This is a genomic window from Thauera sp. ZXT1-4 (genome assembly GCF_052598215.2).
The window spans coordinates 333,770-347,724 of sequence record NZ_JBQWSN020000001.1; the positions used below are offsets into that span (position 1 = coordinate 333,770).

General features: G+C 65.7%; 12 protein-coding genes. 8 read left to right on the top strand and 4 right to left on the bottom strand.

Annotation, left to right across the window (positions count from 1 at the left end; all coding sequences use genetic code 11):
- Positions 1-8 precede the first annotated feature (8 nt).
- From ACUH78_RS01615 to cspE, 3 genes are all read right to left on the bottom strand, one after another.
- A complete protein-coding gene (locus ACUH78_RS01615) occupies positions 9-3,182 on the bottom strand; it encodes an EAL domain-containing protein (protein ID WP_445332438.1) in 3,174 nt (1,057 codons plus the stop codon).
- A gap of 239 nt (positions 3,183-3,421) precedes the next feature.
- Positions 3,422-5,428: a DEAD/DEAH box helicase gene (locus tag ACUH78_RS01620; protein ID WP_445332437.1), complete on the bottom strand. Its 2,007-nt coding sequence runs from the start codon at positions 5,426-5,428 to the stop codon at positions 3,422-3,424.
- 208 nt (positions 5,429-5,636) lie between these two features.
- Complete coding sequence (gene cspE, locus ACUH78_RS01625) at positions 5,637-5,846, bottom strand: transcription antiterminator/RNA stability regulator CspE (RefSeq protein ID WP_002926583.1); 210 nt, start codon at positions 5,844-5,846, stop codon at positions 5,637-5,639.
- A gap of 255 nt (positions 5,847-6,101) precedes the next feature.
- Between cspE and ylqF the strand changes: the two genes are divergently transcribed.
- Entirely contained in the window at positions 6,102-7,031 is a 930-nt protein-coding gene (gene ylqF, locus ACUH78_RS01630) for a ribosome biogenesis GTPase YlqF (RefSeq protein ID WP_418362876.1), read from the top strand.
- A gap of 22 nt (positions 7,032-7,053) precedes the next feature.
- On the opposite strand, the gene ACUH78_RS01635 is transcribed toward ylqF, so the two are convergent.
- Entirely contained in the window at positions 7,054-7,731 is a 678-nt protein-coding gene (locus ACUH78_RS01635; protein ID WP_418362875.1) for a YitT family protein, read from the bottom strand.
- Positions 7,732-7,903: 172 nt separating this feature from the next.
- On the opposite strand from ACUH78_RS01635, the gene ACUH78_RS01640 reads away from it, so the two are divergent.
- The 7 genes from ACUH78_RS01640 to rluB are packed head-to-tail and all read left to right on the top strand — an operon-like array spanning position 7,904 to position 13,807.
- Complete coding sequence (locus ACUH78_RS01640; RefSeq protein WP_418362874.1) at positions 7,904-8,791, top strand: 3',5'-nucleoside bisphosphate phosphatase; 888 nt, start codon at positions 7,904-7,906, stop codon at positions 8,789-8,791.
- Positions 8,792-8,796: 5 nt separating this feature from the next.
- The gene (locus tag ACUH78_RS01645) at positions 8,797-9,420 is read left to right on the top strand and encodes an L-threonylcarbamoyladenylate synthase (protein WP_418362873.1); all 624 of its coding nucleotides are present in this window, start codon (positions 8,797-8,799) and stop codon (positions 9,418-9,420) included.
- Positions 9,421-9,447: 27 nt separating this feature from the next.
- Entirely contained in the window at positions 9,448-10,107 is a 660-nt protein-coding gene (locus tag ACUH78_RS01650) for a site-2 protease family protein (RefSeq protein WP_418362872.1), read from the top strand.
- Positions 10,108-10,113: 6 nt separating this feature from the next.
- Positions 10,114-11,316, top strand: coding sequence for a tryptophan--tRNA ligase (locus ACUH78_RS01655; RefSeq protein ID WP_418362871.1), 1,203 nt, complete (start codon positions 10,114-10,116; stop codon positions 11,314-11,316).
- 38 nt (positions 11,317-11,354) lie between these two features.
- A complete protein-coding gene (locus ACUH78_RS01660; RefSeq protein WP_418362870.1) occupies positions 11,355-12,185 on the top strand; it encodes a segregation and condensation protein A in 831 nt (276 codons plus the stop codon).
- Positions 12,163-12,765 (top strand): SMC-Scp complex subunit ScpB, encoded by a 603-nt coding sequence (gene scpB, locus ACUH78_RS01665; RefSeq protein ID WP_418362869.1) that lies wholly within the window; start codon positions 12,163-12,165, stop codon positions 12,763-12,765. The genes ACUH78_RS01660 and scpB overlap by 23 nt, the downstream gene beginning before the upstream one ends.
- Complete coding sequence (gene rluB, locus ACUH78_RS01670) at positions 12,713-13,807, top strand: 23S rRNA pseudouridine(2605) synthase RluB (protein ID WP_418362868.1); 1,095 nt, start codon at positions 12,713-12,715, stop codon at positions 13,805-13,807. Before scpB ends, rluB begins: the two co-directional genes overlap by 53 nt.
- Positions 13,808-13,955 lie beyond the last annotated feature (148 nt).

Below are 13,955 nucleotides of genomic sequence, written 5' to 3' on the forward strand. Positions count from 1 at the left end.
TGGGTCGATCAGAGGGTACAGGACGCGTCCGCGTCCCAGGAGGCTGGCGTGTTGTCGCGGCACGCGGCCGACGCTGGCGTGCCCGTGCCGTCCTCATACCACGCGTGCCAGGCGAGCAGGTGCTCCGCAGGCATCGGGCGTGCGATGCCGAAGCCTTGCCCGAGTCGGCAGCCGAGCGCAGAGAGGGCTTCGGCATGCGCCGGTGTTTCCACCCCTTCGGCGATGACGTCGCGCCCGAAGGTTTCGGCAAGTTGCACCACGGCCCCGACGATCGCGTGCGCCTCCTCGTCCGTGAGCATGTCGAGGACGAAGCTGCGGTCGATTTTCAGCAGGTCGACCGGGAGTTGGCGGAAGTGGCGAAGTGATGCATAGCCAGTGCCGAAGTCGTCCAGTGCGATCCGTACACCAAGACGACGGCAGGCGTGCAGGATCTCCATCGCATGCACCATGTCGTCGAGGGCGGTGGACTCGAGGATCTCGAGCTCGAGCTTGGAGGGGGGGATGGTCGGATGGCGCTCCAGCGCACCGCGCACAACCTCCACGAAGCCGGGCATCAACATCAGGCCGGTGCCGATGTTGACGCTCACGCTGATGTCCACGCCCGCCTGGCGGCAGATGCGCAACTGGGCGAGGGCACTGTCGATGACCCACTGCCCCAGATCGACCTCCAGGTCCGTACCTTCGATGTCATCCAGAAACTCGGCCGGCGGCAGCAGTCCCCGCTCGGGGTGTTGCCAGCGGATCAGCGCCTCTAGGCCTACGAGCCGCCCGCGATTGATGTCCACCTGCGGCTGATAGTGCAGCACGAATTCCCGCTGCTTCAGGGCGAGGGCGAGGCGTTCGGTGCGCTGCTTGCGGCGACGTTGCGCGTCTTCGATGCCGGCGTCGAAGTATTGAATGCAGTTCCGTCCGCGCTGCTTGGCGCGGTACATCGCCTGGTCAGCATGGCGCAGGAGGGTATCGGGGTCGGACTTGTCCTCGGGATAGAGCGTGACACCGATGCTCGCCGATACGCTGACCCGCTCGCGGCCTAACACGAACGGCGCGCGGATCGCTTCGAGGATGCGTTCGAGCACGGTGTTGCCCTGCACGTCCTCCAGCAGCAGCACGAACTCATCACCGCCCAGACGGGCTACGGTGTCACTGGCGCGCAGGAGCTGGTTGAGGCGATCCACGATACCCACCAGAACCTGGTCGCCCGCCTTGTGTCCGTGGAGGTCGTTGATCGGCTTGAAGCCGTCGAGATCGATCACGCAGACGGCGAGCTTGTCTCCGCTCCGGTTCGCGTGGGCAATCGCCTGTCGCATGCGATCGTCTAGCAGGCGCCGGTTCGGCGCGCCGGTGAGCGGATCGAAGTACGCGATGCGGTTCAGCTCTTCCTGGTGGCGTTTAAGACGGCTGATATCCGAGAACATTGCCAGGTGATGGAGCAGTCGTCCGCTGCTGTCACGCACCCTGCTGATTGAGAGCACTTCGGCGAACTCCCCGCCGTCCTTGCGCCGGTTCCAAAGCTCGCCGCGCCAGTGGTCGTTCCGCTCGAGCTCGTCCCACATCTTCTTGTAGAACTCCGGACTCTGCCGACCGGAACTGAGCATGCTCGGATCGCGGCCGATCGTCTCGTCGCGACTGAAACCGGTGATGCGGGTGAAGGCAGGATTGACGTCCACGATCCGGTTGCGCGGATCGGTGATGACGATCGCCTCGTAGCTGGAGGAGAAGACGCTGGCCGCGAGTTGAAGATTCTCTTCGTTGGCCTTGCGGCGGGTGATGTCGATCTGCGCGCCGGTGATCAGTTCGGCAGTACCTCGCGCGTTACGCTGCACGGCGATCGCGCGGTCATGCACCCAGATCCAGTGCCCGTCGGTGTGGCGCAGGCGCAGGTCCAGCTCGTAGCAGGGGGTTTCGCCGTCGATATGGCGCTTGAGCTCGCATTCGGCGGCTGCAAGGTCGTCGGGGTGGACGATCACGCGCCAGTGCGAACGATCGAGCTGGCGGCTCGCCGTTTCCGGCATGCCTAGCATTTCGGCCATGCGCCGGTCGACAACCCACTCGCCGGTCGTCAGATTCCACTCCCAGCTTCCAGCGCGGCTGGCTTCGACCACATTGCGCAGATGGTGGCGTTCGAGATCGACCTGCACGGCGAGCATGCGTGCGGCTTCGTTCGCTCGCTCGAGCCGGCCGTTGTTCTGCAGCATCCGGACGAGCAGCAGGACGATGGTGATCGCCGCAAGTGCGAACGCGAACAGCCACTCTTGGTACTTCTCCCAGATGTCCAACCAAGTGAACTCGGGACTGCTGTCGAAGGGCGGCAGGCGCAGTTCACGCATCGCTTCTTCTACGCGCGAGTAGTCCGAGGGGATGGTGAAGCCCGCGATTCCGGCGGCGACGGCCGCGGGATGCTCTGGCTGCAGCGCAAGGACGAGCGCGGCTACCCGTCGCACCACCTTTTCGTCGGCGTGGTCCAAGGCGACCAGTGGCCACTCTGGATAGAGCTCGGTGGAGCTCATGTAGGGGTGATCCGGCCAGGTAAGCGGGTTGAGCACGCGCAGCCCGGAGATATCCCGGCCTTCGCGGGACAGGCGCTCGATCAGCCCGGTGCGCACGAAGGCTGCATCGGTCTGCCCGGCGAGCAGTGCGTCGATCACGCTGTCCTGATCCTGGCCAAAGGGCCTGAGTCGAAGCGACTCGAGATCGACGCCGGCTTTCTTGAGCGCGAGCGCCTGCGCCGGGTAGGTGCCGAGGAAGTTCGATGAGGTCGTGGCGACGCGCCGTCCCTCAAGGTCGGCCAGCGACCGCAGGTGTTCGTCCTTCCTGCGCACGACGACTACGCCACCGAAGGTCCGGACTTCGATGCCGCCGTCGAGGTTGACCTGAGTGGCGATGGCGCCGGAGAGGGGGCTGGACGCCCTGAGTTCGATGAAATGCGCCGGGTTCGTCAGCAGCAGGTCGACCTCGCGGCGGTCGATGGCGCCGCGCAACTCTTCCGTGTCGAGCACGCGCAGCCGTACCTCGCGGTCACCCAGACCTTCGCCAAGATAATCGGCAAATGCGTGCCACGTGGCTTCCACGATCGGCTTCGGGCGTAGCGCGAACACGCCGAGCGTGAGCGGTTCGGCGGCATTCGCCAGTGCGGAGAGCAACAGCGGGACAAGCAGCAGGGCTCGGGCGAGGTGCTTCCTCATGCTGCGTTCTTTGCCCCTTCGGTCAAGTCATCGTCGCAGCCGGCCCGCCAGGGGCGCGCGGCCAGACACTGCTCGCTCCAATGTGCGCAGGGCGCAACGGAGCGAGTGGATCGAGGAAAGCAGGGCAGGTTTTCGGGCATGCGTGTGGCGCGTCGATGAGGCGACCTATTCTAGGTGGAGCACGCTCGCGAAAAGTTGACGGAAATCACGCTTGTCCGGTGAAAGATGTTGTCATTGAATCACTTGTCCCGCCGCTTGGGTCCGGAAGAGGGGCGACCATGGTCCGGGCCGCGCTGGGGGCGTTTGTGCGGCTCGCCCCGGGGGGCGAAGGGAGCTTTCTCCCCGGGTTCGGGCTTGCGCGTCGGGCGCGGCCGGTCGGAGAAGGGCTTGTCCTCGCGATAGGGCGCGCGCGGTCGATCGCCGCTGGCTTCGCGACTCTTGCCGTGGCGCTCGCGGGGGGCATCGTCCGCCGGCCGTGTGCGTCGGGTTGGGGTGGTGGCTTCCTCGGCGGCGCTCAGGGCCCGGATGTTCAGCGGCATCTGGCGGACGCGCGTGCGCCGCAGTGTGGCGAGCAGGTCCTCGGGCAGGCTGGAAGGCAGCTCCACCGTGGAGAACGCGTCGAAGAGGTGGATCTGGCCGATGAAGCGGCCTTCGATGCCGCCTTCGTTGGCGATTGCGCCGACGATCTCCTTCGGGCTGGCGCCGTGCATGCGACCGACCTCGATGCGGTAGCGCACGAGCGATCCTTCGGAGAAGGCGCGGCGACGCGCCAGGATCTCGTCCCGGTTCGGGCGGGGCGCATGCTCGCGCGGAGCGCCTGTGGTGAAGTGTTCAGCGCGCGGCGGGCGGTTCTCGAAGGTGGTGGGTGCGGTGGCGATGTCCCAGCCGCGGCCGGATTGCTCGATCTGCAGCGGACGCTCGCGCTGGGCGAGCAGGGTGAGCGCGGCGGCAACTTCGTGGATGTCGAGTTCGTTTTCTTCGACCAGATCATTCACGATGCCCATGAAGAAGCCCAGATCCTCGCTGGCGATCGCGTCGACGACCTGGCGCTTGAACTGGGCGACCCGCAGATTCGTGACTTCCTCGGTGCTTGGCAGGGCGATCGGTGTGATCGGCTGGCGGGTTGCGCGCTCGATCATCTTCAGCATGCGCGTCTCGCGCGGTGCGACGAAGAGGATCGCCACCCCTTCGCGGCCCGCGCGGCCGGTGCGGCCAATGCGGTGCACGTAGGCTTCGGTGTCGTAGGGGATGTCGTAGTTGATGACGTGCGACACACGCGGTACGTCGATGCCGCGCGCAGCGACGTCGGTGGCGATGACGATGTCGAGCGCGCCGTTCTTGAGCTGCTCGATCACGCGTTCGCGCAGGCCCTGTGTCATGTCGCCGTTGAGGGCGGCGGCGGCGTAGCCGCGGGCGGCAAGCTTGTCGGCGAGTTCCTCGGTGGCGATCTTGGTGCGCACGAAGACAAGTGCGGCGTCGAAGGTTTCCTCGGCGTCCAGAATGCGGGTAAGTGCGTCGAGCTTGTCGACGCCGCGCACCAGCCAGTAGCGCTGGCTGATCTTGGCTACGGTCGAGGTGGCGGCGCGGATCTTGATCTCCTGCGGCTCGCGCAGGTGGCGGCGGGCGACGTCGCGGATTACGTTGGGCATCGTTGCCGAAAACAGCGCGGTCTGGCGCTCGGTCGGCGTGTGCTCGAGGATCCATTCGACATCGTCGATGAAGCCCATGCGCAGCATTTCGTCGGCTTCGTCGAGCACGATGGCCTTGAGCGCGTCGAGCTTGAGGCTCTCGCGCTCGAGGTGGTCCATGACCCGGCCGGGGGTGCCGACGATGATCTGGGCACCGCGCGAGAGCTGGCGCAGTTGCACCACCATGCTCTGGCCGCCGTAGATCGGCAGCACATGGAAGTTCTTCAGATGATGGGCGTACTTGGCGAAGGCCTCGGCGACCTGGATTGCAAGCTCGCGCGTTGGCGTCAGCACCAGCACCTGAGGGCGCGTGTCGGCGAGGTCGAGCCGGGCCAGCATCGGCAGCGCGAAGGCGGCGGTCTTGCCGGTGCCGGTCTGCGCCTCGCCGAGGATGTCGCGGCCTGCGAGCAACTGAGGAATGCAGGCGGCCTGAATGGGCGACGGCGTTTCATAGCCGACCTCGGCCAGCGCAGAAAGGAGCGGGGCCGGGAGGTCGAGGTCGGCGAAGCGCAGGGTAGCCTCGGGGCTGGCGGGTTCGGTGCGGGCAGAGTCGGTCATGGCAGTCGGGCTGTGGTGGCGGCGATGTGCAGCAGCGCTGCGAAGTCGCGATTATCGGCGATTCCGGCGCGGCAAACGAAAAAAGCGGCTCGTGGCCGCCGTGGGGCGAATCAGGCTGGAGTCAGCAGCGGCAGGCGCCGGAAAAGCAAAAACGCGGCGCAAGGCCGCGTTTCGGATCAATCGAAGGACGTCGGAGACGTCGGATCGATTACAGCGGGCGGATGTTGGCCGCCTGCAGGCCCTTCGGGCCGGTCTTGACTTCGAATTCGACGCGCTGGTTTTCGGCCAGGCTCTTGAAGCCCTTGCTCTGGATCTCCGAGAAGTGGGCGAACAGGTCGTCGCCGCCGCCTTCAGGGGTGATGAAGCCGAAGCCCTTGGCGTCGTTGAACCATTTCACGGTACCGGTTTGAGTGCTCATTTTGCGTTCCATATGAAAAATTGCGGGCTTGCGCCCCGGAAATGCAGGAACGATCAAGAAACGTAATCAGGGGGCATCAAACCGACACGCGCTCTCTTGGAACACGCTGGGCAACCACCAGAACAACCACTGCTTGAATCGACTGCGACCGGCACAATACACGCTTTTTCAGGCTGTGCGCGATTTTATTTGGGTGTTCGCGCAAAAAAACGTCGGGTGGGATAATCCCCGCTTCGAACATGAAGGCAATTCCCCATGCCCATCCAGTGGTTTCCAGGACACATGGCCTCCGCACGCAAGAAAGCAGCGGAGGCGATGGCGTCCATCGACGTGGTGATCGAGGTCACCGACGCGCGCCTGCCCGAGGCGAGCAGCAATCCGATGATCAGCGAATTGCGCCGCTTCCGTAACCGCCCCTGCCTGAAGCTGCTCAACAAGTCGGACCTGGCCGACCCTGCGGTGACGCGCGCTTGGATGGAGCACTACAACCGGCAGCCCGGCGTGAAGGCGGTGGCGATCTCGGCGAAAAACCCGGCAGAGGTCGCGCGCGTTCCCGGGCTGTGCCTTCAGCTCGCGCCGCACCGCGACGATGGCGTCAAGCCCTTGCGCATGATGATCATGGGGATCCCCAATGTGGGCAAATCGACCCTCATGAATGCGCTGCTCAAACGCAAGGTGGCCAAGGTGGGGGACGAGCCTGCCGTGACCAAGCACCAGCAGACCCTGGATCTCGGGCCGGGCATGACGCTGACCGACACGCCCGGCATGATGTGGCCGAAGATCGCATATGACGCGGACGGCTACATGCTTGCTGCGAGCCATGCCATCGGCCGCAACGCAGTGATCGATGAGGAGGTGGCGGCCTTTCTCGGCGACATTCTGATCGCCCGCTATCCGGCGCAGCTGAGCGCACGCTATCGCCTGGGCGCCGATGCATTGGCGGTGATGGACGGCCCGGCACTGGTCGAGGCCGTGGGACGCAGGCGCGGCTGTCTGGTGAAGGGGGGCGGGCTGGACCTGGAGAAGGCTGCACAGATCCTGCTGCAGGATTACCGCGATGGCGCCCTGGGACGTATCAGCCTGGAGACGCCCGAAACGCGTGCGGCGATGGTTGCCGCGGCGCAGGCGGCCGAGGCCCTGCGACGCGAGGAGGACGAAGCGCCGGGGGCTTTGGGGGAGGATTGAGCGGGCAGGCTTCAGTGCCCGCTCAGATGCCGAAGTACCGGCCCGGGCGGTGGTTGACCGCGATCACGAAGTTCAGCGCTGCGGCGCCGAGCACGGAGAGTGCGACCTTGTCCGGGCTCACCGCCAGCAGGCCGAGCGACAGGATCAGGCAGTCGAAGCCCATCTGCACCCAGCCTGCCCGCCATCCGCGTTGTTTCTGAAAATACAGTGCGAGGATCGTCACCCCGCCCAGGCTGGCCCCGTGGCGGATCAGGATCAGGATCCCGATTCCCGCGAGCAGTCCGCCCATGATCGCGGAGAAGACGGGGTTCAGGTGCTCGAAGCCGATCACTGCCGGCAGCAGTTCGGTCTGCAGCGCGAGCACGCCGACGGCACAGAAGGTCTTGATGGTGAAGGTGCGGCCGAGGGTGCGCAGGCCAAACACGTAAAACGGCAGGTTGATCATGAACAGCACGATGCCCAGCGGCCAGCCGCCGAGGTAATGCGTGAGGAAGGCAAGCCCGGTCGTTCCTCCGGTGAGGAGCGAGCTTTCACGCAGCATGAGCACTGCCAGTGCCACGAACAGGCAGCCTGTAAGCACTCCCTGCACGTCTTCGAACACGGTGTGCGCCTGCGCCTGAGGCACCGGTGTGCGCGCATGCGGCGGAGGTGTTTTTTGCGTCGGGGTAGCGGGGGGCTGGTCTGCGGCTTGCGGGGACATCGTGCGCTTCGGAGGAACGGGGCTGCAAATGATACCGGCTCACACGCTGCCGGGGAGATTGCGGCAATTGCACGCGAGACGCGACAGGTGCCGAGGCTCGCCTGGAGCCTGCACGGGGTTTGAAGGCGGGATTTGCTATCATTCCAGCCTACTGATTCGATACAGGATACGCATGAGCGATCCGTCAGCCGCCGGGCTGCGCGCCATCAACGCTGATCTGCACTGCCATTCGACTGTCTCCGACGGCTGGCTGGAGCCCGAGGAACTGGTTCGGCGCGCCGTTGCGAACGGTGTGGAGTTGCTTGCGCTGACCGATCACGACGAGGTCGGCGGTGTCGATGCGGCCGCGCGCGTCGCGCGTGCGCAAGGCGTCGCCTTCGTGGCGGGGGTGGAGATCTCGGTGTCGTTCGCGGGCGCGACCATTCATATCGTCGGACTCGATGTCGACCACCGGCACCCCGCCTTGCGCGATGGGCTGGCCCAGGTGCGGAGCGGGCGTGATGCGCGCGCGCAGCGCATGAGCGAGGCGCTCGAGGCCGTCGGGATTCACGATGCGCTCAGCGGCGCCAGGCGTTTCGCGCGCAACCCGGACCTGGTGAGCCGGGCGCATTTCGCCCGCCACCTCGTGGCGAGTGGCGTGATGCCGGACGTGAAGACGGTGTTCGATCATTACCTCGTGCGCGGCAAGCCCGGCTTCGTGGAGCATGAATGGGCCACGCTTGAAGAAGCGGTGGGATGGATCCGGGCTGCGGGTGGCGTGGCGGTGGTGGCGCATCCGGCGCGCTATCGGCTGTCCTCCGCTCAGCTGGCGCTGCTCTTCGATCGCTTCATGGCGGCAGGGGGCGAAGCGGTCGAGGTCGTCTCCGGTGCGCATACCGAGGAAGAGATGCTTCGTTTCGCGCACCTCGCGCGGCAGCGTGGCCTGCTGGCGTCGCGTGCATCGGACTTCCACGGCGAGAACGAGAGCGTGGTGGATGTGGGCTGCTGTCGGCCATTGCCGCCCGATCTCGAGCCGGTGTGGTCACGGTTCTGGCCGCCCGCACAAACCTTGACGAACTAGAAGACATGGCCCAGTTCTTTTCGCTGCACCCCGAACAGCCCCAGCCGCGCCTGATCCGCCAGGCGGCGGACATCATCCGTGCCGGAGGCTTGGTTGCGCTGCCCACCGACTCGGCTTACGCGCTTGCCTGCCATGTCGGAGACGCCGCGCTGCTCGAGCGCATCCGGCGTATCCGCGGCGTGGACGAACGCCACCACTTCACGCTCGTGTGCCGTGATCTGTCCGAGATCGGTACCTATGCCAGGGTGGACAACAGTCAGTACAGACTGCTCAAGGCGATCACGCCCGGGCCGTACACGTTCATTCTCGAAGGGACGAAGGAACTGCCCCGGCGCGTGTTGCACCCCAAGCGCAAGACCATCGGTCTGCGCGTCCCCGACCATCCTGTCGTCTCGGCCTTGCTGGCCGAGCTCGGCGAGCCGTTGCTGAGTTCGACCTTGCTGTTGCCCGACGAGGAACTGCCCCTGACCGACGTGGATGAGATTCGCGACCGTCTGGCCAAGCAGGTGGATCTCGTCATCGAGGCCGGGTACTGCGGCCCGGAGGCGACGACAGTGGTCGATCTGACCTCGGGCGTCCCTGAGTTGGTGCGCGAGGGTCGCGGCCCGCTCGGGCCGCTCGGGCTGTAAGATCCTCGGTTTGCGAACGACACTCGAATGGATTCGCTGATCTCCACGCTGGCCATCTGGGCCCTCCCGGTGCTGCTGGCCATCACCCTGCACGAGGCTGCGCACGGCTATGTGGCGCGGCATTTCGGCGATCCTACTGCGGACCTAGCGGGGCGCATCACGCTGAACCCGTTGCGGCATATCGACCCGGTGGGCACGATCCTGGTGCCGGCAGGCATTCTTGCGCTCAGTTCGATCGCTGGCGCGGGCGGCATCCTGTTCGGGTGGGCAAAGCCGGTGCCGGTCAATTTCGGTCGGTTGCGCAACCCCAAGGCGGACATGCTCTGGGTGGCCGCCGCCGGCCCCTTCGTGAATCTGCTCATGGCGATCGGGTGGGCGATCCTGTTTACGATCGCGGCCAAGAGCGAGCCGGGCGCCTACACGCTTCCGATGCTGAAGATGGCCGATGCCGGCATCCAGATCAATGCGGTGCTGATGGCGCTGAACCTGCTCCCGATCCCCCCGCTCGACGGCGGGCGCATCGCGGTCAGCCTGTTGCCCAACCGGCTCGCCTGGCGCTATGCGCGGCTGGAGCCCTACGGCTTCCCGATTCTGCTTGTGCTCCTCTTCACCGGGATCCTCGGTGACATCCTGTGGCCGCTGATTGCCGGCTTCCGTTACCTGCTTTCGATCTTCTTCGGCTTCTGATCCCTCATGTACGCAGAACGCGTCCTTTCCGGCATGCGCCCCAGCGGGCGTCTGCATCTTGGCCACTACCATGGCGTGTTGAAGAACTGGGTGAAGCTGCAGGAGGAATACCCCTGCATGTTCTTCGTTGCCGACTGGCATGCGCTGACCACGCACTACGACACGCCCGAGGTGATCGAGCAGAACGTGTGGAACATGCTCATCGATTGGCTCGCAGCCGGCGTGGATCCGGCGCAGGCGACGCTGTTCATCCAGTCGCGCGTTCCGGAGCATGCGGAGCTGCATCTGCTGCTGTCGATGATGACGCCGCTCGGATGGCTCGAGCGGGTGCCGACGTGGAAGGAGCAGCAGGAGAAGATCGAGGGGCGCGACCTGTCGACCTACGGCTTCCTCGGCTACCCGCTGCTGCAGTCGGCGGACATCCTGATCTATCGCGCCGACAAGGTGCCGGTGGGCGAGGATCAGGTGCCGCATGTGGAGATCACCCGTGAGATTGCCCGTCGCTTCAATCATCTGTACGGCCGCGAGCCCGGTTTCGAGGACAAGGCGAAGGATGCTGTGCGCAAGCTCGGCGCCAAGCGTGCACGGCTATACCACGAGCTGCGCACCCGCTTCCAGCAGGAAGGCGATGAGGATGCGCTCGAGCAGGCGAAGGCGCTGCTCGACGAGACCCAGAACCTGAGTCTCGGCGACCGTGAGCGCCTGTACGGCTATCTCGAGGGCAGCGGCAAGATGATCTTCGTCGAGCCCGAGGCGCTGCTCACCCCGGCCGGACGCATGCCCGGCCTTGACGGCCAGAAGATGTCGAAGTCCTACGGCAATACGATCAATCTGCGCGAGGATGCGGAGAGCGTCACGCGCAAGGTACGTACCATGCAGACCGACCCGGCACGCATGCGCCGTACCGATCCCGGCGAGCCCGAGCGGTGTCCGGTGTGGCAACTGCACGCAATCTATTCCGACGAGTCCACGCTGGGCTGGGTGCAGGATGGCTGCCGCAAGGCCGGTATCGGCTGTCTGGAGTGCAAGCAGCCGGTGCTGGAGGCCATCCTGAAGGAGCAGGAGGTGCTTCACGAGGGTGCGCAGCCCTACCTGGACGACCCCAGTCTGGTACGCAGCATCATGGCCGATGGTTGCGAGCGTGCGCGAAAACTTGCACAGGAAACCATGCGTGACGTGCGCGAGGCCATGGGCCTCGACTACGGCTGAGGTCGGGACGTCGTTTTCCGTCCGGGCATGGCTTGCTGATGAATCTGCCGCTCGATCTGGCGCCGGTCGACACCGCCGACACCCTCGACGTGTTGGCGCGCATCCATGGCGAGCCCCTGCTCGAACTGCCGAAAGACCTGTATATTCCGCCCGACGCGCTGCAGGTCTTCCTCGATGCATTCGAAGGGCCGCTGGATCTGTTGCTGTATCTGATCCGCAAGGCGAACCTCGACGTGCTCGACATCCCGATGGCGCCGTTGACCGCGCAGTATCTCGAGTACGTCGAAGCCATGCGGACTTCCAATCTCGAGCTTGCCGCCGAGTACTTGTTGATGGCGGCAATGCTGCTTGAAATCAAGTCGCGCATGCTGCTGCCGCGGCCGCCACGCGAGCATGCAGAGGAAGTCGATCCGCGCGCGGAGCTGGTTCGCCGATTGCTCGAATATGAGCAGATGAAGCTTGCCGCAGCGCGGATCGATGCGCTGCCGCGTGTCGAGCGGGATTTCGAATGGGTCGGCGTGTTCGCCGCCGAGAAGGTGGTCGAGCGCTTGCCCGCGGTGAGTCTGCATGACTTGCAGCTGGCCTGGCTTCGCATCATGAAGAAGGCCCGTCTGACGCAGACGCACCGCGTGGAGCGCGAACAGCTCTCGGTGCGCGAGCACATGACGGTGATCCTGCGCAGGCTGCGCGGAGGCGGCTTCGTGGTTTTCGACACGCTGTTCGAGGTCGAGCTCGGTGCGGCGGGCCTGGTGGTGAGCTTTCTCGCCGTGCTCGAGCTGGTGAAGGAAAAGCTGGTTGAAGTGACCCAGAACGAGGCGTTCGCGCCGATTTACGTGAAACTTGCCGATGCAACCCGCGACGACGCCTGAAGCCTGGCTGCGCATTGTGGAGGCTGCACTGCTGGCGGCCACGGGCCCGCTGACGGTGGCCGAGCTGCGCAGGCTGTTCGATGAGGACCCGGGTCCGGACCTGGTGCGTCGTCTGCTCGACGAGTTGCGCGCCGAGTGGTTCGATGCTGCGCGCGGGGTGGAGCTCGTGCAGCTGGCGAGCGGCTGGCGCTTCCAGACGCGGGCCGAAGTTCAGGTCTATCTCGACCGCCTGAAGGAGGAGAGGCCGCCGCGTTACTCGCGTGCGGTCATGGAAACACTGGCGATCATCGCCTACCGGCAACCGGTCACCCGCGGTGACATCGAGGATATCCGGGGAGTGGCGGTGTCGCCCAACATCTTGAAAACCCTCGAATCGCGGGGGTGGATCGACGTTGTCGGCCACCGCGACACCCCGGGGCGGCCGGCGCTTTTCGCCACCACCCGGCGCTTCCTCGATGACATGGGCTTGCGCAGTCTGACCGAACTGCCTGCGCTGACCGAAATCGAAAAAATCATGGACCTCATCGATGTCTCGCAAAACGAACCGGCCACTGCGCCCGCCCTTGAAGAAGAAGTCTGAAGCGATCGAGATTCTCGATCGCGACCCCCGTGCGCAGCGCACGGACCGCCAGGAGGGGCATGCTGCCCGCGATACGGGCGAGTGGTCCGAGGACGGCGTGCCGTCCCGCCGGCGCGACGCCCGTGGGGGCGGACGGTCGCAGGATGCGCCTAGCGCGCCGCGACCCGCTCAGGCCAGGGGGCAGGGCGGCAGGACCGGAGGGCGCGGTGCGCCGCCCGAGCCGGTCGAGCCCGAGCGTCTGCAGAAGGTTCTGGCTCAGGCGGGCGTTGCCTCGCGCCGCGAGATCGAGGAATGGGTGGTCGCGGGTCGGATCACGGTCAATGGCGAGCCGGCTGCGCTTGGCCAGAAGATTGGTCCGGGGGACCGCGTGAAGGTCAATGGCCGACTGGTGCCGCTGCGCTTCAACCAGCGTTCGCCCCGGGTTCTGATCTATCACAAGCCGGAGGGCGAGATCGTCTCGCGCGAGGACCCCGAAGGGCGCCCGACCGTGTTCGAGCGCCTCCCGCTGTTGCGCAAGGGGCGCTGGCTGGCGGTGGGGCGGCTGGATTTCAATACTTCCGGGCTGCTGCTGTTCACGAATGACGGCGAACTTGCCAACAAGCTGATGCATCCGCGTTACGCGCTCGAGCGCGAATACGCCGTACGGGTGCTCGGTGCCTTGAGCGAGGAGCAGGCGAAGTCCCTGATCGACGGGATTCAGCTCGAGGATGGTCCAGCAAAGTTCAATGTGCTGCGTGACGAGGGCGGAGAGGGCGCGAACCACTGGTACAGGGTGACGATTTCGGAAGGGCGTAACCGTGAAGTGCGGCGCATGTTCGAAGCCGTGGGCCTCACCGTGAGCCGGCTCATGCGCGTGCGCTACGGAAGCGTAGAGTTGCCTGCGCGCCTCAAGCGTGGCATGTGGATGGAGATGCCCGAGGCCGAGGCCTGCGCGCTCGCGGGTCTGCCACCGCCGCAGCAGAGCCGGCAGCAGGACGAGCGCGCGAAGCGCCCGGTCAAGATGCATCGCACGCAGGTGCGTGCACCCTCGAAGCCGCGCTGAACCCGCGCAGCGGCGGCGCGAGGCCGCAGAGCCCGTCCCACGCGAGGCGTGGTCGCTACGGCAGCTTCGGCTGCCGGTGGCGCACCATGCTTTGCGTGTTTGCTCGTGCACGTCCTTTCGCTGTATACTCTCGCGGCTTTGATGGATG